Here is a 20,963-nt window from a genome sequence, read left to right as displayed (position 1 = left end):
GATGATCTTGTCCGAAAAGTCCGCAACTTTTCGGGATCATCCTCTGGACGAGGCCCCTCGCCCCGTCCATGCGTCAGATGTCAGCGATAGGGCGAGTCCAGTGAGATGTTGCGCGCCAGTTCGCGCTCCCACCGGTCGCCATTCGCCAGCAGCCTGTCCTTGTCGTAGTAGAGTTCCTCGCGCGTTTCCGTCGCGAATTCGAAATTCGGCCCCTCGACGATGGCGTCGACCGGGCAGGCTTCCTGGCAGAAGCCGCAATAGATGCACTTCACCATGTCGATATCGTAACGCACCGTGCGGCGCGTGCCGTCATTGCGGCGCGGGCCGGCCTCGATGGTGATCGCCTGCGCCGGGCAGATCGCCTCGCACAATTTGCAGGCGATGCAGCGTTCCTCGCCATTGGGATAGCGGCGCAACGCATGCTCGCCGCGAAAGCGCGGGCTGATCGGGCCCTTCTCGTGCGGATAGTTGATCGTCTCCTTCGGCGCGAAGAACTGGCGCATCGACAGGAAGAAGGCGCTGACGAAATCCTGCAGCAGCAGCGATTTTGCGGCCTGGGACAAAGCGGACATCACGCAAACCCCGTGATCTTGAGGAAGGCGGCGGTGGCGACCACCATGAACAGCGAGATCGGCAGGAACACTTTCCAGCCCAGCCGCATCAGCTGGTCGTAGCGGTAGCGCGGCACGAAGGCCTTCACCATCGAGATGCCGAAGAACACGAAACAGACCTTCAGCACGAACCAGATCACGCCGGGCACCCAGGTGAAGGGCGCGAAGTCGAAGGGAGGCAGCCAGCCGCCGAGGAACAGGATGGTGGCCAGCGCGCACATCAGCACGATCGCGACATACTCGCCGAGGAAGAACAAAAGGAACGGCGTCGACGAATATTCGACCATGTGGCCGGCGACCAGCTCCGATTCGGCTTCGACCAGATCGAAGGGTGGACGGTTCGTCTCCGCCAACGCCGAGATAAAGAAGATGACGAACATCGGGAACAGCGCCAGCCAGTTCCAGTCGAGGAACGTGTTGGGCAGGCCGAGCCGCGTACCAAGCCCACCCTGCTGCGACAGCACGATATCGCTGAGGTTGAGCGAGCCGGCGGTGAGCAGCACGGTGACGATGACGAAGCCGATCGAAACTTCGTAGGACACCATCTGCGCCGCCGAACGCAACGCGCCGAGGAACGGATATTTCGAGTTGGACGCCCAGCCGCCCATGATCACGCCATAGACCTCGAGCGAGGAGATGGCGAAGACATAGAGGATGCCGACATTGACGTTGGCGATCGCCCAACCCTGGCTGACCGGTATGACGGCCCAGGCCGAGATCGCCAGCACGGCGGAGACAAGTGGCGCCAGCAGGAAGACGCCCTTGTTGGCGCCCGACGGGATGACCGGTTCCTTGAAGACGAATTTCAGCAGGTCGGCGAAGGCCTGCAGCGTGCCCCAGGGGCCGACGACATTCGGGCCACGGCGAAGCTGCACCGCCGCCCAGATCTTGCGGTCGGCATAAAGGATGTAGGCGACGAAGATCAGCAGCACCACGATCAGCACGACTGACTTCAAGAGGATCAGCAGCGCCGGCAGCACGTAGAAGGAGAAGAAGGTGTCCATGCTTATTCCGCCGCCTGCTTGAAGCCGCTCTTGGCCAGTGCCGAGCATTCAGCCATCACGGCCGATGCGCGCGCGATCGGGTTGGTCAGGTAGAAATCCTTGACCGGCGAGGTGAAGGTTCCCTTGTTCAACCGCCCGCCGAGCTTCGCCACGCCGGCGATATCCTCGGCGTTGCCGGCCGCGACCTGGTCGATGCGGGCCAGATGCGGGTATTCGCCATAGAGCTTTGCGCGCAGCTGCGGCAGCGAATCGAACGGCAGTTTCTTGCCCAGTACGTCGGACAGCGCCCGCAAGATCGCCCAATCCTCGCGCGCGTCGCCCGGCGCGAAGCCAGCGCGGTTGGTCTGCTGCACGCGCCCTTCGGTGTTGACGTAGGTGCCGGACTTTTCGGTATAGGCAGCCGCCGGCAGGATGACATTGGCGCGATGCGCGCCGGCGTCGCCGTGCGTGCCGACATAGACGACGAAGGCGCCGCCGGTCTTGCTCATATCGATCTCGTCGGCGCCGAGCAGGAACAGGACATCCGTCTCGCCCAGCATGCCGGCGACGTTCTTGCCGCCCTCGCCCGGCACGAAGCCGAGGTCCAGGCCGCCGACGCGCGCCGCTGCGGTGTGCAGCACGGCAAAGCCATTCCAGTCGGCGCGTGCGGCATTCACGGCGGCGGCGAGCCTGGCCGCTTGGCCGAGCACGGCCGCGCCATCGGCGCGCGCCAGAGCGCCCTGACCGACGATAATAAGGGGATGCGTCGCCTTCTTCAGCGTCTGGAAGAACTTGCCGTTGCCGTCCGCCAGATCCTTCAGCGAATCCGGCCCGGCGCCCAATTGTTCGTAGTCATAGCGCGTGTCGCCGACATCGCCGATGACACCGACCGGCAGATTGCCGAGGCGCCAGCGCTTGCGGATGCGGGCGTTGAGCACCGAGGCCTCGAAGCGCGGATTGGCCCCGATGATCACCACCGCGTCGGCCTGCTCGATGCCTTCGATGGTCGGGTTGAAGATATAGCTGGCGCGTCCGAGTGCCGGATCGAGCGCCGCGCCGTCCTGGCGGCAATCGGTGTTCTTCGAACCGAGCGAGGCCATCAGAAGCTTCAGCGCGTAGATTTCCTCGACCGCCGCGAGATCGCCCGCGATGGCGCCGATCTTGTCGGGGGCCGCCGCCGAAACCGCGCCCTTGATCGCCGCGAACGCTTCGGCCCAGCTCGCCGGAACCAGCCTGCCGTCCTTGCGCACATAGGGGCGATCGAGGCGCTGCGTGCGCAGGCCGTCCCAGATGAAGCGGGTCTTGTCGGAAATCCATTCCTCGTTCACGGCTTCGTTGACGCGCGGCAGGATGCGCATCACTTCGCGCCCACGGCTATCGACGCGGATCGCCGAGCCGACGGCATCCATCACGTCGATGGATTCGGTCTTGGTCAGCTCCCACGGCCGCGCCTGGAAGGCGAAGGGCTTGGAGGTCAGCGCGCCGACCGGGCAGAGATCGATCACGTTGCCCTGCAACTCCGAGGTCATTGCCTGTTCGAGATAGGTGGTGATCTCGGCATCCTCGCCGCGGCCGATCAGGCCGAGTTCGGAAATGCCGGCAACTTCGGTGGTGAAGCGGACGCAGCGCGTGCAGTGGATGCAGCGGTTCATCACTGTCTTGACCAGCGGGCCGATATACTTGTCTTCCACCGCGCGCTTGTTCTCGTGGTAGCGCGAGGAATCGACGCCGAAGGCCATTGCCTGGTCCTGCAGGTCGCACTCGCCGCCCTGATCGCAGATCGGGCAGTCCAGCGGATGGTTGATCAGCAGAAATTCCATCACGCCTTCCCGGGCCTTCTTGACCATCGGCGTGTTGGTGAAGATTTCCGGCGGCTCGCCGTTCGGGCCGGGGCGCAGGTCGCGCACACCCATGGCGCAGGAGGCCTGCGGCTTGGGCGGTCCGCCCTTCACCTCGATCAGGCACATGCGGCAATTGCCGGCGATCGACAGCCGCTCATGGAAGCAGAAGCGCGGCACTTCCGCGCCCGCGTCCTCGGCCGCCTGCAGCAGCGTGTAATGGTCGGGTACAGTGATTTCTTTCCCGTCGACCTTGAGCTTTGCCATTCGCCTCAAACCCCTGCGGATTTCCCGCAATCTCATTTTCCGGGCGCGACAGACGCAGCGCCCGAGATTTCATTCACTTCTTCGCGGCCAGCGCCGCCGCCTGGGCAGTCCAGTCGTCACGGCCGATGCGGCCCTTGAACGACAGATAGTCGTCGACCCAGGCAATCTCTTGCGGCGACCATGCGGCGATCTGGGCAAACGTCCAGATACCGAGGCCGTTCAGCACCTTTTCCAGCTTCGGGCCGATGCCCGATATAGCCTTGAGGTCGGACGGCCTCGTCGGCTTCTCCATGGCCTTGGGCTGCCTGAAATCTTCCGGCAGCAGCACATCCGCCGCCTCGCTTGTTGCCGAAGCGGCATTGGCGGCCGGCGCGGTGGTGGCGGCTTCCCTGGCTGCGATATCGGTGACTTCCTGGGCGAAGGACTGCGCCTCGGCAATCATCGTCTTCGCGGTCGCCCGCGCCCTGATGGACGACGAGTTCGCATCCTCGAATTGCTCGACGCGTGCCTCGAAATCCTCGATCAGCGGCTGCATGAGGCGTTGTGATGCCTCGGCGGCCCCCGAAAGCGCGCCCATCCAGACGCCGAACGCATGATTGGCGAGCCCCATGCCAAGCGCCGACATCGCCGCCGCACCCGCGACAGGGTGCGCGAAAAGGTTGACGGCGCTGGCCATCTCCTTCGGCATCATCCTGGTCAGGTCCTGGTTCATCTTCTCGATCTGGTCCAAATTGGGCATCAATGGGTAGGGTGTCGAATACGGCGCCATAGAGTTCTCCTGGTCGTTTCTTCGTTCGCCCCGCCCCGTTTCTTCCCGCGTTCAAAAGTTTCTTGTTATTCCGCCGCCACCATCACCGATTCGGCCCGGTGCGCGTTGCGCGAAAACTCGTCGATGCGCCGCTCCACCTCGCCGCGGAAATGCCGCATCAGGCCCTGGATCGGCCATGCCGCCGCATCGCCCAGCGCGCAGATCGTGTGGCCTTCGACCTGCTTGGTGACGTCGAGCAGCATGTCGATCTCGCGCTTCTGAGCCTCGCCGCGCACCAGCCGCTCCATCACCCGCCACATCCAGCCGGTGCCCTCGCGGCACGGCGTGCACTGGCCGCAGCTTTCATGCTTGTAGAAGTAGGAAAGCCGCGCGATCGCCTTCACGACATCGGTCGACTTGTCCATGACGATGACGGCGGCCGTGCCGAGGCCGGACTTGAGATCGCGCAGCGCGTCGAAATCCATCGGCGTATCGATGATCTGCTCCGCCGGCACCAGTGGCACCGAGGCGCCGCCCGGAATGACGGCGAGCAGATTGTCCCAGCCGCCGCGGATGCCGCCGCAATGGGTCTCGATAAGCTCGCGGAACGGGATCGACATCGCCTCTTCGACGGTGCACGGATTGTTGACGTGGCCGGATACGCAGAACAGCTTGGTGCCGACATTGTTGGGCCGGCCGAAGGACGAGAACCAGGCAGCCCCCCGGCGCAGGATGGTCGGCGCCACCGCGATCGATTCGACATTGTTGACAGTGGTCGGGCAGCCATAGAGGCCGACATTGGCCGGGAATGGCGGTTTCAGCCGGGGCTGGCCCTTCTTGCCTTCGAGGCTTTCCAGCAGCGCCGTTTCCTCGCCGCAGATATAGGCGCCGGCGCCGTGATGCATGTAGATTTCAAAATCGTAGCCCGACGTGTTGTTCTTGCCGATCAGCTTGGCCTCGTAGGCCTCCTCGATCGCCCGCTGCAGCGCCTCGCGCTCGCGGATGAACTCGCCGCGCACATAGATGTAGGCGGCAATCGCGCCCATGGCGAAGCCGGCCAGAAACGCGCCCTCGACCAGCGTGTGCGGATCGTTGCGCAGGATGTCGCGGTCCTTGCAGGTGCCGGGCTCGGATTCGTCGGCGTTGATGACGAGATAGCTTGGCCGGCCGTCGCTCTGCTTGGGCATGAACGACCATTTCAGCCCGGTCGGGAAGCCGGCGCCGCCGCGTCCGCGCAGTCCCGACGCCTTCATCTCGTTGACGATCCACTCACGCCCCTTGGCGACGATGCCGGGCGTGTTGTCCCAGGCGCCGCGCGCCATGGCGCCGGCCAGCGACTTGTCGAAGAGGCCGTATATGTTGGTGAAGATGCGGTCTTTGTCCTGAAGCATTTTTCGTCCCTCAGACCGGCTTCTTGGTCGGCTTGGCGGCAGGCTGCTTGGTCTCTGGCGCCTTGAAGGCGCTGCCCGGTTCGGCCCGGTTCTTCGGCCCATTGCGTTGCTTTGGAGTCGCCTCGACTTCAGGAGCGGCCTTGTTGGCGTTGGCGGCCGAGTGGAGGGGTGCCGCAACGCTGGCCGCGTTCTCGGTGACCGGCGCGACCTTGGCCGGCGACGGCGTCTTCAACGTCGGGTTGGTCTCTGGCGCGGCGGTCTTCGGCCTGCTGGATTTCGACGGAGCAACCGGACCAGGCGCAGCTGGGGCGGCCGGTGCCGGCACCGGCGCAGCGATGATCGCGTCGGGCGCTGCCTTCGCGGCCCTGGCCGCTTCCCGGGCTTCACGGTCGCGGGTCGACTTGAGGATCGCCTTTTCGCTCTTCAACGTGGTCAGGCCGGAGGCCGGCTCCGAGCCGGTGCGGCCGTTCTGCGGTCCCGGCGTCACCGAGGCGCCCTTGCCCGCATCGTAGAGATCGATGATCTCAGCCAGCCGTTCCGGTGTCAGATCCTCGAACGTATCCTTGAACACCATGACCATCGGCGCGTTGACGCAGGCGCCGAGGCACTCGACCTCTTCCCACGACAAGGTGCCCTTGTCGTTGGTGTGGAATTGGTCGTGATGGATCTTCGAGCGGCACACATCCATCAGCGCTTCCGAGCCGCGCAGCATGCAGGGCGTGGTGCCGCAAACCTGGATGTGCGCACGGGTGCCAACGGGGTTCAACTGGTACTGCGTATAGAAGGTCGCGACCTCGAGGCCGCGGATACGCGGCATGCCGAGCATGTCGGAGATGGTCTCGATCGCCGCCTTGGTGACCCAGCCCTCCTGCTCCTGCGCTATCATCAGCAGGGGAATGATCGCCGACTGCTCGCGGCCCTTGGGATACTTCTTGATCCATTGCTTCGCCGCGGCCGCATTCGCCCGGTTGAAGGCGAAGGAGGCTGGCTGGACGCTGGCTTCTGCGAGACGGCGGACTGACATTTAGCGATCGACCTCACCAAACACGATGTCGAGGGAGCCGAGGACGGCGGTGACGTCGGCCAGCATGTGGCCGCGGCAGAGGAAGTCCATGGCTTGCAGATGCGCGAAACCGGGTGCGCGCAGCTTGCAGCGGTAGGGCTTGTTGGTGCCGTCGGAGACCAGGTAGACGCCGAACTCGCCCTTTGGCGCCTCGACCGCCGCATAGACTTCGCCGGCCGGGACGCGGTAGCCCTCGGTATAGAGCTTGAAATGATGGATGAGCGCTTCCATCGAGCGCTTCATCGCCTGGCGCTTGGGCGGCACCACCTTGCCGTCGAGGTTCGACACCGGGCCGGTGCTTTCCTTGCCGAGCAAGAGATCGATGCACTGGCGCATGATCCGTGCCGACTGGCGCATTTCTTCCATGCGCACGAGGTAGCGGTCGAAACAGTCGCCATTCTTGCCGATAGGGATGTCGAAATCCATTTCCGAATAGCATTCATAGGGCTGCGACTTGCGCAGGTCCCACGGCGAGCCCGAACCACGGACCATGACGCCCGAAAAGCCCCAGGCCCAGGCGTCGGCCAGCGAGACGATGCCGATGTCGACATTGCGCTGCTTGAAAATGCGGTTGCCGGTGAGCAGCCTGTCGAGATCGTCGAGCGATTTCAGGAAAGGTTCGATCCACTTGCCGATGTCCTCGACCAGCTGGCGCGGCAGGTCCTGGTGGACGCCGCCGGGCCGGAAATAGGCCGCATGCATGCGCGAGCCGGAGGCGCGCTCATAGAACACCATCAGCTTTTCGCGCTCGACGAAGCCCCACAGCGGCGGCGTCAGCGCGCCGACATCCATGGCTTGCGTCGTCACATTGAGGATGTGCGACATGATACGGCCGATTTCGCAATAGAGCACGCGGATCAGCTGGCCGCGCCTCGGCACCTCGATGCCGAGCAGGCGCTCGGCGGCCAGCGCGAAGGCGTGCTCCTGGTTCATCGGCGCGCAATAATCGAGCCGGTCGAGATAAGGCAGCGCCTGCAGATAGGTTTTTGCTTCGATCAGCTTCTCCGTACCGCGATGCAAGAGCCCGATATGCGGATCGACGCGGTCGACGACTTCGCCGTCCAACTCCAGCACGAGGCGCAAAACGCCGTGCGCGGCAGGGTGTTGAGGTCCGAAGTTGATGTTAAAGTTGCGGACGGAGGTTTCAGCCATTCTGGCGCCTCTGGCGAAGAGTCAGTAGTGAGTAGTGAGTAGTGATCATCAATCTCAATGCCTGCTTCATTCCGCCTGCTTGGCCTGCACCGTTCGGATAAGAGATCTCATCATTTTTCCAATCTCTTCGCATCGCAGCAGCAGTTCAATCTCATTGTCTTTTCGCAGCAAGCCGACCCGGCATGCCAGTAGTATGTGCGTTTCCAGTTCCTTCAACGAACCTTGCGCCATGCGCAAAAATTGAACGAACGAACCTCTGTTTTCGCGACCGTATCCCTCCGCGACATTCGCCGCGATCGAAACCGCCGATCGGCGCATCTGAGAGGTCATGCCGTAGATCTCTTCTTTCGGGAAGTCCTTAGTGTGGCGGTAACAGTCTTCAGCGAGCGTCATCGCTGATTGCCACACCTTCAAGTCGCGATAAGATTCGATCCGTCGCTCCAACTTTTCTCCTACTGACTACTCACTACTTCCCTACTCACTGTTTCGCTTTTTCGTCGCCGGGCAGGACATAGTCGGTTCCCTCCCAGGGGCTCAAAAAGTCAAAGTTCCTGAATTCCTGCTTCAGTTCCACCGGCTCGTAGATGACGCGCTTGGCTTCGTCGTCGTAACGCACTTCGACGAAACCGGTCAGCGGGAAATCCTTGCGCAGCGGATGGCCTTCGAAACCGTAGTCCGTCAGCAGGCGGCGCAGGTCCGGGTGGCCCGAGAACAGCACGCCATAGAGATCGTAGGTTTCGCGCTCGAACCAGTCGGCGCCAGGATAGACGCCGGTGATCGAAGGCACCATCGTCTCCTCGTCGGTCTGCACCTTGATGCGAATGCGCACATTCTGCTTCGGCGAAAGCAGGTGATAGACGACGTCGAAGCGCTTGGCCCGCGACGGGTAGTCGGCACCGCAGACATCGATGATCGAGATGAACTGGCAGCGCGCATCGTCGCGCAGGAAGGTCATCACCTCGATCAGGTTTTGAGGCTCGACGTGAACGGTGAGCTCGCCATAGGCGAATACCGCATCGCCGAAGCGGCCAGGCAGCTTCTCGCCGAGATAGGTCGACAGTTCGCTTAAGGAGGCGGCCATGGATTTACCGTTCGATCGTGCCGGTGCGGCGGATCTTCTTCTGCAGCAGAAGAATGCCATAGAGCAGGGCTTCGGCGCTCGGCGGGCAGCCGGGCACATAGATGTCGACCGGCACGACGCGGTCGCAGCCGCGTACCACCGAATAGGAATAGTGATAGTAGCCGCCGCCATTGGCGCACGAGCCCATCGAGATGACGTAGCGCGGCTCCGGCATCTGGTCGTAGACCTTGCGTAGCGCCGGCGCCATCTTGTTGGTCAGCGTGCCGGCGACGATCATGATGTCGGACTGGCGCGGAGACGCCCGCGGCGCGACACCGAACCGCTCCGAATCGTAGCGCGGCATCGAGGTGTGGATCATCTCGACCGCGCAGCAAGCCAGACCGAAGGTCATGAACATCAGCGAGCCGCTACGCGCCCAGGTGATCAGCGCCTCGGTCGAGGTGACCAGAAAACCCTTGTCGGCAAGCTCATTGTTGATTTCGAGGAAGAAGGGATCGTCCTCCCCTACCGGCCTACCGGTGTTGGGGTCGATAATACCTTTGGGCTTCGGCGCGACGAGGGTGCCTGAACTGTCGTTCAATCCCATTCCAGCGCTCCTTTTTTCCATTCATAGGCAAAGCCGATGGTCAGCACTGCCAAAAACACCATCATTGACCAGAAACCGAGCATGCCGATCTTCGAGAAGGACACTGCCCAGGGGAAGAGGAAGGCAACTTCCAGGTCGAATATAATGAACAGGATCGACACCAGGTAGAAGCGGATGTCGAATTTCATGCGGGCATCGTCGAACGAGTTGAAACCGCACTCGTAGGCGGAAAGCTTTTCGGGATCGGGGTTGCGATACGCCACCAGGAACGGAGCCGCCAGCAGCGCCAGGCCGACGACCAGTGCCACGCCGATAAACAGGACGATGGGCAGGTACGAACTGAGAAGTGCGTTCATGCAGCGGCTTTCCGTTGGCGCCAATCCACTTTGACTACAGCACCGAACCTTAATGCGGAAGCGTGACAGATTAACCGCTGAACCGTTTTAAGGGCCTATGCTGCAACGCGGCGAGGGTTAGCGCAGCACTTCCAGCGAAGCAAGTCAAACCTTGTTCAAAACACCGAGCTGGACGGCATTCCGGGAGAAACTGGTCCCATCCGCTCCTGTTTGATTTCCTTCGCCTTTAACTCCACTTTTCTCTCCTGACAGGGTTGCCGCCAAAACCCTGCTAGCATGGACGGGAATCACGCCGGGCAATGACGCCAGACAGGTCCATCAGGGACGCATACGCATGAAGGAAAAGATCTCGCTTGCCGCCGCCCGGCGCATCGCCCTCGCCGCCCAGGGATTTCTCGATCCCCGCCCCGCCGGCACGCCGGACCGCCGCCATTTCGCCCGCGTTCTGTCCCGCACCGGCCTGTTGCAGATCGATTCCGTCAGTGCGGTGGTGCGCGCTCATTACATGCCGCTCTATTCGCGTCTCGGCCCCTATCCCCTCGCTTTGCTCGACAACGCCGCCGTAACGCGCAAGCGCACCGTCTTCGAATATTGGGCGCATGAAGCCTCGTTCCTGCCGGTCGAGACCTACCCACTGATGCGCTGGCGCATGCAGCGCGCCGAGCAAGGCGATGAAATGTATCTGGGGCTGGCCAAATGGGGCCGCGAGCACGCCGCCTATATAGAAGAGATCTACCGCGAGGTCGTCGCGCGCGGGCCGATCGCCGCTTCGGCGCTCGAAGGCCAGAAAGGCTCCGGTGGCTGGTGGGGTTGGAGCCATGCCAAGCACGCCTTCGAATGGCTGTTCTGGGCCGGGCGCATCACCACCGCGCACCGGCGCGGCTTCGAGCGCTTTTACGACCTGCCGGAGCGCGTGCTGCCGCAGGCGATCCTCGATCTGCCGGTACCGACGCCTGAGGACGCGCACCGCGAATTGCTGCGCATTTCCGCCCGTGCCCATGGCGTGGCGACATCAGGCGACCTGCGCGATTATTTTCGGCTCTCGCCGGCCGACATGAAAGGCCGGCTGGAGGAACTGGTCGAACTCGGCGACTTGCTGCCGGTCCGTGTCGAGGGCTGGGACAAGCCGGCTTACCTTCACAAGGACGCCCGTATCCCGCGCAAGATCGAGTCCCGCGCTCTGCTGGCGCCGTTCGATCCGGTCGTCTTCGAGCGTTCGCGCTCGGAGCGGCTTTTCGACTTCCATTACCGCATCGAAATCTACACGCCGGCCGACAAGCGCCAATACGGCTACTATGTCCTGCCTTTCCTGCTTGGCGACAGGATCGTGGCACGCGTCGACCTCAAGGCCGACCGGCCGGCCAGTGTCCTGCGTGTCCATGCGGCCTATGCGCAGGCCAATGCACCGGCGGAGACTGCGGCTCAACTCTTCGAGGAATTGAAGCAGATGCAGGGCTGGCTTGGCCTCGAGCGGATGGAAATAACGCCTGCCGGCGATCTCGGCCCGGCGCTGTCCGACATCGCGGTGTCGTAAGCTCGCGTTGACACCACTGCCCGCAAGAGCCTAAATCCCATCCAGACGGTCTCCTCTCGGCAAAGGGAGGAGCCAAGAGGGAATGCGGTGCGGGATTGAAGATCCCAAATCCGCGGCTGTCCCCGCAACTGTGAGCGAAGAGCCAAGGCCGAAAGCCACTGGGATTGTCCCGGGAAGGCGGCTACCCAAGGCGATGACCCGCGAGCCAGGAGACCTGCCGTCTGGAATGCAAGAATCCGATCGCCTGGCGGGTTTTCCGGGCAAGGAGCCTGATGTGGATCGCGACAGCAGTTTTTCGGCTGAAACAACCGACATTTCGTCCGGCGGGGATCATCCCCTGGTCGGCATCACGGTCATCGTCTGCGCTTCCTGTCGCGACGAGACCGGCTCCGATGCCCATCCCCGGGCCGGCGAACTTTTGGCCGAAGATACGCGCCAAGCCGCCTCGGGCGAGAAGATTCGCATCCGCACGGTCGAATGCCTCGGCAATTGCAAGCGCCGGCTGAGCGCCGCGGTCCTGCGCGACGGCTGCTGGAGCTATGTGTTCGGCGATCTGACCACGACCAGCGGCGCCGATCTCGTCACCGGCGCGAAACTCTTCGCCACCTCGAACGACGGCCTCATTCCCTGGCGAGGCAGACCCGATAGCCTCAAGCGCGGCCTCGTTGCCCGCATCCCTCCCCTCGACATGCTGAAAGATTGATCATGACAACATCTCTGTCCCGCGTTCCCTGCACCGTCGTCACCGGCTTCCTCGGCGCCGGCAAGACGACGCTGGTCCGCCATCTCCTGGAAAACGCCGGTGGCAAGCGGATTGCCATCATCGTCAACGAGTTCGGCGACATCGGCATCGACGGCGAGATCCTCAAGGGATGCGGCATCGACACCTGCCCAGAGGAAAACATCGTCGAACTGGCCAATGGCTGCATCTGCTGCACCGTGGCCGACGATTTCGTGCCGGCGCTCGACCAGATCCTGTCGCTGACGCCTAAGGTCGACCATATCCTGATCGAAACCTCGGGCCTCGCTCTGCCCAAGCCGCTGGTCCAGGCTTTCCAGTGGCCGACGGTGAAGAGCCGCGTAACGGTCGATGGCGTCATCGCCGTGGTCGACGGTCCCGCACTGGCGGAAGGCCGCGTCGCCAACGACATGGACGCCCTGCAGGCGCAGCGCGCGCAGGACGAGAGCCTCGACCATGACGACCCGGTCGAGGAAGTGTTCGAGGACCAGATTGCCTGCGCCGACCTGATCATCCTGTCGAAGAGCGACCTGATGGATGCCGCCGGTTCAGCCCGCGCCAACGCCATTATCAACGAACACTCCGCCCGCGCCGTGAAGATCGTGCCGACGTCTCATGGCAAGGTCGATCCCTCGGTGCTGCTCGGGCTCGGTCTCGCCGTCGAGGACGACATCGAGAACCGCAAGTCCCACCATGACGGCGCATTCGATCACGAGCATGACGACTTCGACACGTTCATCGTCGACATTCCCTCGATCGCCAATCCCGACGAGCTGGCAAAGCGCGTCGCCGCGGCCGCCGAACAGGAAAACGTGCTGCGCGTGAAAGGCTTCGTCGAGGTCGGCGGCAAACCTATGCGGCTCCTGCTGCAAGCCGTCGGCCCGCGCGTCAATCATTACTATGACCGCGCCTGGACCGCTGGGGACGACCGCCGCTCGCGGCTCGTCGTTATTGGCCTCAAGGGGCTGAACCGCCCGGCGATCGAACGTATCCTCGCCGGCTGATTTTCAGGCCCGGGCCGCGATGCACATCCTCACCACGACCTCCGCCTCGCTCGACGACCTCGCCGAGCCTGTCGATCTCAGGCAGACGCCAGCGGATATCGTGGCCCTGTCCTTCACCGACAGCGATCTCGCCGGACTGGCCGCGGCGTGGAAGGCCGATGCCGGTCGCCTGCCCTCGATGCGGCTGGCCGCACTGCGCGACCTGCGCCATCCCATGTCCGTCGACCTCTGGATAGACAGCGTCGCCCGCCACGCCAAAATCATCCTGGTGCGCATTCTCGGCGGCTACGACTGGTGGCGCTATGGCTGCGACCAACTGGCGGTGATTGCCCGCGAACGCGGCATCAAACTGGCGCTGCTTCCCGGCGAAAGCCACGACGAGGATCTCAGGCTGGTCGAAGCGTCGACGCTGCCGCGCGCCGAACTGGACGGCCTGCTCGGCTATTTCCGCGAGGGTGGCCCAGCCAATATGGGCGCGCTGGTGCACAGGCTGGCAGGCCTGGCTGGACAGGATGCGCCCGTCGCCAACCCGGTGAGCGTGCCGAAGGCCGGTTACTATCAGGCTGGATTGGGGGTCGCGGAGGAGCCGGCCGGTTCCAATAGCGGCACTCCCATCATCCCGATTCTCTTCTACCGATCGATGCTGCTTGCCGCCGATGTCGCCCCGATCGATGCGCTGGCCGAGGCTTTGCGCTCCAGGGGATTGGCACCGGTCCCGATCTTCGTTTCCAGTCTGAAGGATCCGGTGTCGCTGGCGTTCGTCGAAAATGCCATCGCATCGCTGAAACCCGCCGCGATCGTCACCGCGACCGCGTTCGCTTCCGGCGCCGAGCCCGGCGTCGAAACCCTGTTCGACCGCGCCGGCGCGCCCGTCTTCCAGGTCATCGTCGCCACCACGCGCCGTGACATCTGGGAAAACAACCAGCGCGGCCTGGCGCCCGCCGACCTTGCCATGCATGTCGTGCTGCCCGAACTCGACGGCCGCATCCTCGCCGGCGCCATTTCCTTCAAGGCCGAGAGCGATATCGATCCGGCGCTTGGCCATCGTGCGTTGGCGAACCGGCCGGAACCGGATCGGCTGGAGCAAGTGGCGGGTCGAGTCGCGGCTTTCATCCGGCTGCGCGAAACGAAGCGGGAGGAGCGCAAGCTCGCGATCCTCATTCCCGATTATCCCGGTGCCCCCGGCCGCACAGGCTATGCGGTCGGGCTGGACGTGCCGTCCAGCGTGCTGGCCATGCTGCGCGACTTGAGCGAACAGGGCTATGCCGTGGAGGGGATTCCGCAAACGCCGCGTGAATTGCTGGATTTGCTGGAGCGGGGCGACGGTGGGCTGAGGCTGGAAGACTATGACTCCTTTTCGACGGAGTTACCGACGTCTGCAACTGCCGCTGTAGAGGCTGCTTGGGGCAGAGCGGAAAGCGAGACAGGTTTGCGCTCGCACACACCTTCGCTATCAGGCAAACACCACTTCCCCTTCCGCGCCGCCACCTTCGGCAATGTCACCGTGGCCCTCGCCCCCGACCGGGGCCGCTCGGCCGATCGCCGCGCCGACTATCACGACCCGACCCTCCCCCCGCGCCATGCCCTGATCGCCTTTGGCCTGTGGCTGCGCAAATCGCTCGGCGTCCACGCTCTCGTCCATGTCGGCGCCCACGGCACGCTGGAATGGCTGCCCGGCAAAACCGTCGCGCTGTCGCAAACCTGCTTTCCCGAGATCGTCACCGGCGCATTACCCGTCATCTATCCGTTCATCGTTTCCAACCCAGGCGAAGCAGCGCAGGCCAAACGGCGCATTGCCGCCGTCACGCTTGGCCATTTGCCGCCGCCGCTGGCAGGCGCCGGGCTGGACGAGGACCAGCACAAGCTCGAGCGGCTGGTCGACGAATACGCCCAGGCCGACGGGCTCGACCGCCGTCGCCGCGACCGGCTCGCCAGGCTGATTGTCGAAACCGCGCAAAAGACCGGCCTTGCCTCGGAAGCCGGCGTCGCCAAGACCGACGCGCCCGACGAAGCGCTGCGCCGCATCGACGCCTGGCTCTGCGACCTCAAGGATTTCGCCATCAAGGACGGGCTGCACATCTACGGCCGCGTCCCCAACGACGAACCAGACTCCGTGCGCCTGCAAAGCGCGAACGCCGAGAAAGCCTCCCTGCTCGCGGCGCTCGATGGCCGTCACGTCAAGGCGGGCCCGGCCGGCGCACCCGCGCGCGGTCGTTCCGATGTTTTGCCCACCGGCCGCAACCTGTTCACCTCGGATCCGCGCACCATGCCGACGCCGACCGCCTATGATCTTGGCAAAGCCGCAGCGGAAGAAGTGGTGCGCGGCTACATGCAGTCGCATGGCGACTGGCCGCGTTCGCTGGTGATCGATCTCTGGGGTTCGGCCTCGCTGCGCACCGGCGGCGAGGAAGTCGCGCAGGGACTGGCCTTGATGGGCTGCCGGCCGCAATGGGACACTGCCACCGGCCGCATCACCAGCATCGAGGTATTGCCCCCGGCGGCGCTCGGCCGCCCACGTGTCGACGTCACCTGGCGTATATCAGGTCTGTTCCGCGACATGTTCCCGACCCAGATCGCGCTGATCGACGCCGCCGCCAAGGCCGTTGCCGCGCGCGACGAGGACGATTCGGAAAACCCGCTCGCCGCCAAAACCCGCGCCGACGGCAAGGTCAGCCCACGGATCTTCGGCACTTCGCCCGGCACGTACGGCGCCGGCGTCGAAGACATGCTGTCGAGTGGCGACTGGACGGCGCGCGAAGAGATCGGCCGCGCCTATCTCGACGCGACCTCGCATGCCTATGGCGGTGCCGGCGGCGAAGGCGTCTCGGCACCTGGAGCGTTTGAAGGCCGCATCGCCGAGGCCGATCTTCTCGTCCACACCGGCGACGACCCCGGCCGCGACATTCTCGAAGGCTCCGCCGACGTCGCTTTCATCGGCGGCTTCTCGGCCGCCTTGGCCACACTTGGCAGGAACGCCGACATCATCGTGCTCGACACCACGGATCCGCAGAGGCCGAAACCGCGATCGGTCGCCGAGGCGGTCTCGCGCGTGGTGCGCGCCCGTGCGGTCAATTCACGTTTCATATCGGGCCAGATGCGCCACGGCCCGCGCGGCGCCTCCGAATTCGCCGAAACCGTCGACCGGCTGGTCGGCTTCGCCGAGACCACCCATGCGATTTCAGGCGCGCTGATCCAGGCCGTGCACGATGCCTATCTTGGCGACGCCGACGTCCGCGCCTTTATCCTGCGCGAAAATCCCGCTGCCGCCAAAGTCATTGCCGAGCGCTTCCTGTCGGCGCGGCGGCGCGGCCTCTGGCATCCCTTGCGCAATTCCATCGACGACGATCTCGCCGCGCTGATCGCCGAGGCCAACGCGCTCGGGGTCGCGGCATGAACGCCTTCTCGCGCCGTGGCGCCTGCCCTGCTCTGTCCGCACCGATGCAGACAGGCGACGGCCTGCTGGTGCGGCTCAACCCGGTCGCTGGAGGCCCATCTTCCGGAGGGTTGTCCCCGAAGCTCTTGATCGCCCTGGCTGAGTCCTCGTCGCGGCACGGCAACGGCATCATGGAAGTGACGGCCCGCGGCAGCCTGCAGATCCGCGGCCTGACAACGGAAAGTGCCGCGTTGCTGGCGGCGGAGGTCGATGCGCTGGGGATCGCCGTGCGCACCGGCGTACCGGTCGAGACCGGCCCGCTGGCGGGTATCGACCCACACGAGATTGCGGATCCCCGGCCGATGGCTGAGCGCATTCGGGTAGCTGTTGAAGAAGCCGGGCTGGCAACAAGGCTCGGGCCGAAGGTTTCGGTGATCGTCGACGGCGGCGGGCAACTGACGCTGGATGGGGTGACGGCCGATGTCAGGCTGAAGGCGGTTGGGGTCAGCGCTGGCACCCTTTGGGCCATATCAGTTGCCGGTGACCGCCAAAGTGAGAAGCGACTTGCGACGGCTGGCGAAGGTGCGGCGCGCGACATTGCTGTCGCGGCGCTTCGGATGGTCGCTGAGAAGGGTCCGGACGCACACACACGGGATTTGTCGGAGCGGCAGTTGGCGTCTCTCGCAGGTTGGCACTCTACGGCGCCCCCCTCTGAGGGAGGCGCCTCGCGCAAGCCTATCGGCCTTTTCTCCTTAGCCGGCGACATTTTCACCTTCGGCATCGGCCTCCCCTACGGCAGCATGCCGGCGGACAAGATCATCAGCCTCGCGCAAAAAGCTCTTGCCCTCGGTACGTCAGAAATCCGCCTCGCCCCCGGCCGCGCCTTGCTTTTCCTCGGCCAGCCGGCGGAAGCCAATCAATCCCTTCAAGATACCGCCGCCACCCTCGGCTTCGTCACCTCTCCCACCGACCCGCGCACGCGCATCGCGGCTTGCCCCGGCGCCCCGGCCTGCGCCTCCGGCCGGATTGCGACCCGCGACATCGCCGAGGCGATCGCCACCGAAAACGCGGACATCCTGGATTTCATGCTGCACGTGTCGGGCTGCGCCAAGGGCTGTGCGCATCCCGGCCCGGCAGCGCTCACAATTGTCGGCGGCGAAAATGGAGCCGGACTTGTCGTGAACGCGACGGCAAAGGCCCTTCCTGCCGGCTACAGGCCGGGTTATGACGCCGCGCGCGGCTTCAGCCGCGTCGCGGCGACGATCCGCGGCGCACGATATCAGGGCGAAACCGCCGCCGCTTGCCTGACAAGGCTTGGCACGGCAGCAATCGCCGAAATGTACCAACAGGAATGAGCATGGCCGCCTACGACTATATCCACGACGGCACGGCGATCTACGAGCGCTCCTTCGCCATCATCCGCGCCGAGGCCGATCTCTCGCGCTTTTCCGAGGCCGAGGCCGATGTCGCCATCCGCATGATCCATGCCTGCGGCCAGGTCGAGGCGGCAAGTCATTTCGTTTTCTCCCCCGATTTCGTCAGCGCCGCGCGCAAAGCTCTGGCGGCCGGCGCGCCGATCTTCTGCGACGCCGAAATGGTCTCGCATGGCGTCACCCGCGCCCGGCTGCCGACCGGCAATGAGGTGATCTGCACCTTGCGCGACCCGCGCACGCACGACATCGCGAGGCAGATCGGCAATACCCGCTCGGCGGCCGCCATCGACCTCTGGGGCGAGCGCATCGCCGGTTCGGTGGTCGCCATCGGCAACGCACCGACCGCGCTCTTTTATCTCCTGGAGAAGTTGCGCGATGGCGCGCCCAAGCCGGCAGCCATCATAGGCATGCCGGTCGGCTTCGTCGGCGCTGCCGAATCCAAGGACGCACTGGCCGAGAATTCCTATGGCGTGCCCTATGCCATCGTGCGCGGCAGGCTTGGAGGCAGCGCCATGACCGCCGCCGCGCTCAATTCACTGGCGAGGCCGGGTCTGTGAACGCGCTCCCCAAAGGCCGTCTCGTTGGTGTCGGCACCGGTCCCGGCGACCCAGAATTGTTGACGCTGAAGGCCGCGCGGGTGCTGGCCGAGGCCGATGTCGTGGCGTATTTCGCCAAGCGCGGCAACAACAGCAATGCGCGCGCCATCGTCGAGGCGCGCTTCCGGCCCGACATGCTGGAACTGCCGCTGCTCTATCCCGTGACCACCGAGATCGACAAGGATCACGACGATTACCGGTCGCAGATCACGGGTTTCTACGAGGAGTCGGCGGAACAGGTCGCCGAGCACCTCGACGCCGGCAGGGTGGTTGCCGTGCTGTCCGAAGGCGATCCCCTGTTCTACGGGTCCTACATGCATCTGCATGTCCGCCTTGCCCATCGTTTCCCCACCGAGGTCATCCCCGGCGTCACCGCAATGTCCGGTTGCTGGTCGCAGACCGGTGTGCCGATCGTCCAGGGCGACGACGTGCTGACCGTGCTGCCCGGCACGATGAGCGAGTTCGAGCTGACGCGCCGCCTCGCCGACACCGATGCTGCCGTCATCATGAAGGTCGGCCGCAACCTGCCCAAGATCAGGCGCGCGCTGGAGGCGACCGGCAAGCTGACGCGCGCCGTCTATGTCGAGCGCGGCACCATGGCCGGCAGCGCCTCGATGAAACTTGCCGACAAGCCAGACGACAAGGCGCCCTACTTCGCCATTGTGCTGGTTGCCGGCTGGTCCGGTCGGCCGGGCGCGGCTGGAGCCCAGATATGAGCGGCCGTCTCACCGTCATCGGCCTTGGGCCCGGCAATGCAGACCAGGTCACGCCGCAAGCCAGCCACGCTATCGCCGAGGCCAAATTCTTCTACGGCTACAAGCCCTATCTGGACCGGCTCGGCCTGCGCCCGGACCAGACCCGTGTCGCTTCCGACAACCGCGAGGAACTCGCCCGCTCCAAGGATGCCTTGACCAAGGCCGCCGAGGGTCACGACGTCGCCGTGGTGTCGGGCGGCGATCCCGGCGTCTTCGCCATGGCCGCAGCGGTCTGCGAGGCCATCGAGGCCGGTCCGGCCGAATGGCGCGCGGTCGATGTCGCTGTCGTGCCCGGCGTCACCGCCATGCTCGCGGTCGCCGCCCGCATCGGCGCGCCGCTTGGCCACGACTTCTGCGCTATCTCGCTGTCCGACAATCTAAAGCCTTGGGATCTGATCGAACTGCGTCTTCTGGCGGCGGCCGGCGCCGGCTTCGTCATCGCGCTCTACAATCCGATCAGCAAGGCGCGTCCCTGGCAGCTTGGCCGCGCCTTCGAATGCCTGGCCGCCATCCTGCCCGGCACGACGCCGGTGATCTTCGGCCGCGCCGCCGGCCGGCCCGACGAGCGCATCGAGGTCTATCTGCTGGCAGATGTCGACGCCGAAAAGGCCGACATGGCGACCTGCATCATCATCGGCTCGCCGGAGACCCGGATCATCAAGCGCGGCGAAAAGCCGGCGCTGGTCTACACGCCGCGCTCGGCGTCGGGCGCGACGAAATGACGGACCATCGCGGCCAGCGTTTCGACGGTCTCAGCCAAAGGCACATCCGGCAGGACGGGCCTGCGCACCATGATCACCTCGATGCCGAGCGTTCGCGCCGCGGCAATCTTCCCGTATGTCGCCGTGCCGCCGCTGTTCTTCGACACCACGACATCGATGCGATGCTTTTCGAGCAGCACGCGCTCGTCGGTCTCGCCAAACGGCCCGCGCGCCAGCAGATAGTCGGCATCGGGCACAACCAGCTTCGGCTCGACCGGATCGACACTGCGGATGAGGTAGTGGTGTTGGGGTGCGGCCTCGAAGGCGGTGACCTCCTGCCGGCCCAGCGCCAGAAACACGCGGCGCGGCACATCGCCAAGCGCCCGCGCCGCCCCGGCAACGCTGTCGACCTCAAGCCAGCGGTCGCCCTGGACGACATCCCAGCCCGGACGCCGCAAGGCAAGGATCGGCACGCCAATGGCGCGTGCCGCTTGCGCGGCATTGACGGAGATACGCGCCGCGTAGGGATGCGTGGCGTCGATCAGCAGACCAGTGCCTGTCTCCCTGAGATAAGCGACCAAACCGTCGGCACCGCCGAACCCTCCACTTCGCACGGGTACGCCCTGCGCGACGGGGTTTTCCGTACGGCCGGCCAGCGACAGCGTGACCGAGCAATCGGCGCGCGCCGCCAGTTTTCCGGCCAGTTGCCGGGCTTCGGTGGTGCCGCCGAGGATCAGAATGCGGTGGGTCAT

General features: G+C 64.7%; 19 protein-coding genes, 1 pseudogene and 1 riboswitch. Of the genes and pseudogenes, 8 read left to right on the top strand and 12 right to left on the bottom strand.

The features are described from left to right. Positions 1-80 precede the first annotated feature (80 nt). The 11 genes and pseudogenes from nuoI to LB555_RS28775 all read right to left on the bottom strand — a co-directional run bounded on the left by nuoI (position 81) and on the right by LB555_RS28775 (position 10,076). A complete protein-coding gene (gene nuoI / locus LB555_RS28825; protein ID WP_015317346.1) occupies positions 81-572 on the bottom strand; it encodes an NADH-quinone oxidoreductase subunit NuoI in 492 nt (163 codons plus the stop codon). After that, on the bottom strand, positions 572-1,615 hold the full coding sequence (gene nuoH / locus LB555_RS28820; RefSeq protein WP_015317345.1) for an NADH-quinone oxidoreductase subunit NuoH: 1,044 nt from the start codon (positions 1,613-1,615) through the stop codon (positions 572-574). Before nuoH ends, nuoI begins: the two co-directional genes overlap by 1 nt. A 2-nt stretch (positions 1,616-1,617) precedes the next feature. Then, positions 1,618-3,699: an NADH-quinone oxidoreductase subunit NuoG gene (nuoG, locus tag LB555_RS28815; protein ID WP_224684344.1), complete on the bottom strand. Its 2,082-nt coding sequence runs from the start codon at positions 3,697-3,699 to the stop codon at positions 1,618-1,620. A gap of 73 nt (positions 3,700-3,772) precedes the next feature. Then, the gene (locus LB555_RS28810; RefSeq protein ID WP_224684343.1) at positions 3,773-4,468 is read right to left on the bottom strand and encodes an NADH-ubiquinone dehydrogenase; all 696 of its coding nucleotides are present in this window, start codon (positions 4,466-4,468) and stop codon (positions 3,773-3,775) included. A gap of 65 nt (positions 4,469-4,533) precedes the next feature. After that, positions 4,534-5,838, bottom strand: coding sequence for an NADH-quinone oxidoreductase subunit NuoF (nuoF, locus tag LB555_RS28805; RefSeq protein ID WP_224684342.1), 1,305 nt, complete (start codon positions 5,836-5,838; stop codon positions 4,534-4,536). A 22-nt stretch (positions 5,839-5,860) separates the two neighbouring features. After that, positions 5,861-6,862: pseudogene (gene nuoE, locus LB555_RS28800) on the bottom strand (NADH-quinone oxidoreductase subunit NuoE); the annotation flags it as partial. Further along, positions 6,863-8,053, bottom strand: a complete 1,191-nt coding sequence (locus LB555_RS28795; protein WP_224523219.1) for an NADH-quinone oxidoreductase subunit D — start codon at positions 8,051-8,053, stop codon at positions 6,863-6,865. Positions 8,054-8,119: 66 nt separating this feature from the next. Then, positions 8,120-8,497, bottom strand: a complete 378-nt coding sequence (locus LB555_RS28790; protein WP_140714747.1) for a four helix bundle protein — start codon at positions 8,495-8,497, stop codon at positions 8,120-8,122. A 34-nt stretch (positions 8,498-8,531) separates the two neighbouring features. After that, on the bottom strand, positions 8,532-9,134 hold the full coding sequence (locus LB555_RS28785) for an NADH-quinone oxidoreductase subunit C (RefSeq protein ID WP_140661000.1): 603 nt from the start codon (positions 9,132-9,134) through the stop codon (positions 8,532-8,534). A 4-nt stretch (positions 9,135-9,138) separates the two neighbouring features. Further along, the gene (locus LB555_RS28780) at positions 9,139-9,720 is read right to left on the bottom strand and encodes a NuoB/complex I 20 kDa subunit family protein (protein ID WP_015317338.1); all 582 of its coding nucleotides are present in this window, start codon (positions 9,718-9,720) and stop codon (positions 9,139-9,141) included. Further along, positions 9,711-10,076 (bottom strand): NADH-quinone oxidoreductase subunit A, encoded by a 366-nt coding sequence (locus LB555_RS28775; protein WP_010910112.1) that lies wholly within the window; start codon positions 10,074-10,076, stop codon positions 9,711-9,713. Before LB555_RS28775 ends, LB555_RS28780 begins: the two co-directional genes overlap by 10 nt. 334 nt (positions 10,077-10,410) lie before the next feature. Here LB555_RS28775 and LB555_RS28770 point away from each other — a divergent pair, with 334 nt between their 5' ends. From LB555_RS28770 to LB555_RS28735, 8 genes are all read left to right on the top strand, one after another. Then, positions 10,411-11,610, top strand: a complete 1,200-nt coding sequence (locus tag LB555_RS28770) for a winged helix-turn-helix domain-containing protein (protein WP_224684341.1) — start codon at positions 10,411-10,413, stop codon at positions 11,608-11,610. 29 nt (positions 11,611-11,639) lie between these two features. Beyond that, positions 11,640-11,847: riboswitch (cobalamin riboswitch) on the top strand. 37 nt (positions 11,848-11,884) lie between these two features. Beyond that, on the top strand, positions 11,885-12,313 hold the full coding sequence (locus tag LB555_RS28765; RefSeq protein WP_140714950.1) for a DUF1636 family protein: 429 nt from the start codon (positions 11,885-11,887) through the stop codon (positions 12,311-12,313). Between the two features lie 2 nt (positions 12,314-12,315). Next, on the top strand, positions 12,316-13,353 hold the full coding sequence (gene cobW / locus LB555_RS28760; protein WP_015317335.1) for a cobalamin biosynthesis protein CobW: 1,038 nt from the start codon (positions 12,316-12,318) through the stop codon (positions 13,351-13,353). Between the two features lie 19 nt (positions 13,354-13,372). Then, on the top strand, positions 13,373-16,747 hold the full coding sequence (gene cobN, locus LB555_RS28755; RefSeq protein ID WP_224684340.1) for a cobaltochelatase subunit CobN: 3,375 nt from the start codon (positions 13,373-13,375) through the stop codon (positions 16,745-16,747). Further along, positions 16,744-18,081 (top strand): precorrin-3B synthase, encoded by a 1,338-nt coding sequence (gene cobG, locus LB555_RS28750; protein ID WP_224684339.1) that lies wholly within the window; start codon positions 16,744-16,746, stop codon positions 18,079-18,081. Before cobN ends, cobG begins: the two co-directional genes overlap by 4 nt. Positions 18,082-18,083: 2 nt before the next feature. Then, positions 18,084-18,716, top strand: coding sequence for a precorrin-8X methylmutase (locus tag LB555_RS28745; protein ID WP_224684338.1), 633 nt, complete (start codon positions 18,084-18,086; stop codon positions 18,714-18,716). Continuing rightward, a complete protein-coding gene (locus tag LB555_RS28740; protein WP_224684337.1) occupies positions 18,713-19,471 on the top strand; it encodes a precorrin-2 C(20)-methyltransferase in 759 nt (252 codons plus the stop codon). Before LB555_RS28745 ends, LB555_RS28740 begins: the two co-directional genes overlap by 4 nt. Next, entirely contained in the window at positions 19,468-20,232 is a 765-nt protein-coding gene (locus tag LB555_RS28735; RefSeq protein WP_224684336.1) for a precorrin-3B C(17)-methyltransferase, read from the top strand. Before LB555_RS28740 ends, LB555_RS28735 begins: the two co-directional genes overlap by 4 nt. Here LB555_RS28735 and LB555_RS28730 read toward each other — a convergent pair. After that, positions 20,196-20,963, bottom strand: coding sequence for a cobalt-precorrin-6A reductase (locus LB555_RS28730; RefSeq protein WP_224684335.1), 768 nt, complete (start codon positions 20,961-20,963; stop codon positions 20,196-20,198). The genes LB555_RS28735 and LB555_RS28730 overlap by 37 nt on opposite strands.

The organism is Mesorhizobium sp. BR-1-1-10 (genome assembly GCF_020165595.1).
In the GTDB taxonomy this organism is placed as follows: Bacteria; Pseudomonadota; Alphaproteobacteria; order Rhizobiales; family Rhizobiaceae; genus Mesorhizobium; species Mesorhizobium australicum.
The sequence above is the reverse complement of the archived record's forward strand: the minus strand, read 5'-3'. Positions and strand labels throughout refer to the sequence as shown.

What these genes read in the sequence shown, in the direction of transcription:
- nuoI (WP_015317346.1), bottom strand. Translation starts at nt 572, where the DNA reads ATGTCCGCTTTGTCCCAGGCCGCAAAATCGCTGCTGCTGCAGGATTTC.
- nuoH (WP_015317345.1), bottom strand. Translation starts at nt 1,615, where the DNA reads ATGGACACCTTCTTCTCCTTCTACGTGCTGCCGGCGCTGCTGATCCTC.
- nuoG (WP_224684344.1), bottom strand. Translation starts at nt 3,699, where the DNA reads ATGGCAAAGCTCAAGGTCGACGGGAAAGAAATCACTGTACCCGACCAT.
- LB555_RS28810 (WP_224684343.1), bottom strand. Translation starts at nt 4,468, where the DNA reads ATGGCGCCGTATTCGACACCCTACCCATTGATGCCCAATTTGGACCAG.
- nuoF (WP_224684342.1), bottom strand. Translation starts at nt 5,838, where the DNA reads ATGCTTCAGGACAAAGACCGCATCTTCACCAACATATACGGCCTCTTC.
- LB555_RS28795 (WP_224523219.1), bottom strand. Translation starts at nt 8,053, where the DNA reads ATGGCTGAAACCTCCGTCCGCAACTTTAACATCAACTTCGGACCTCAA.
- LB555_RS28785 (WP_140661000.1), bottom strand. Translation starts at nt 9,134, where the DNA reads ATGGCCGCCTCCTTAAGCGAACTGTCGACCTATCTCGGCGAGAAGCTG.
- LB555_RS28780 (WP_015317338.1), bottom strand. Translation starts at nt 9,720, where the DNA reads ATGGGATTGAACGACAGTTCAGGCACCCTCGTCGCGCCGAAGCCCAAA.
- LB555_RS28775 (WP_010910112.1), bottom strand. Translation starts at nt 10,076, where the DNA reads ATGAACGCACTTCTCAGTTCGTACCTGCCCATCGTCCTGTTTATCGGC.
- LB555_RS28770 (WP_224684341.1), top strand. Translation starts at nt 10,411, where the DNA reads ATGAAGGAAAAGATCTCGCTTGCCGCCGCCCGGCGCATCGCCCTCGCC.
- cobW (WP_015317335.1), top strand. Translation starts at nt 12,316, where the DNA reads ATGACAACATCTCTGTCCCGCGTTCCCTGCACCGTCGTCACCGGCTTC.
- cobN (WP_224684340.1), top strand. Translation starts at nt 13,373, where the DNA reads ATGCACATCCTCACCACGACCTCCGCCTCGCTCGACGACCTCGCCGAG.
- cobG (WP_224684339.1), top strand. Translation starts at nt 16,744, where the DNA reads ATGAACGCCTTCTCGCGCCGTGGCGCCTGCCCTGCTCTGTCCGCACCG.
- LB555_RS28745 (WP_224684338.1), top strand. Translation starts at nt 18,084, where the DNA reads ATGGCCGCCTACGACTATATCCACGACGGCACGGCGATCTACGAGCGC.
- LB555_RS28735 (WP_224684336.1), top strand. Translation starts at nt 19,468, where the DNA reads ATGAGCGGCCGTCTCACCGTCATCGGCCTTGGGCCCGGCAATGCAGAC.
- LB555_RS28730 (WP_224684335.1), bottom strand. Translation starts at nt 20,963, where the DNA reads ATGACCCACCGCATTCTGATCCTCGGCGGCACCACCGAAGCCCGGCAA.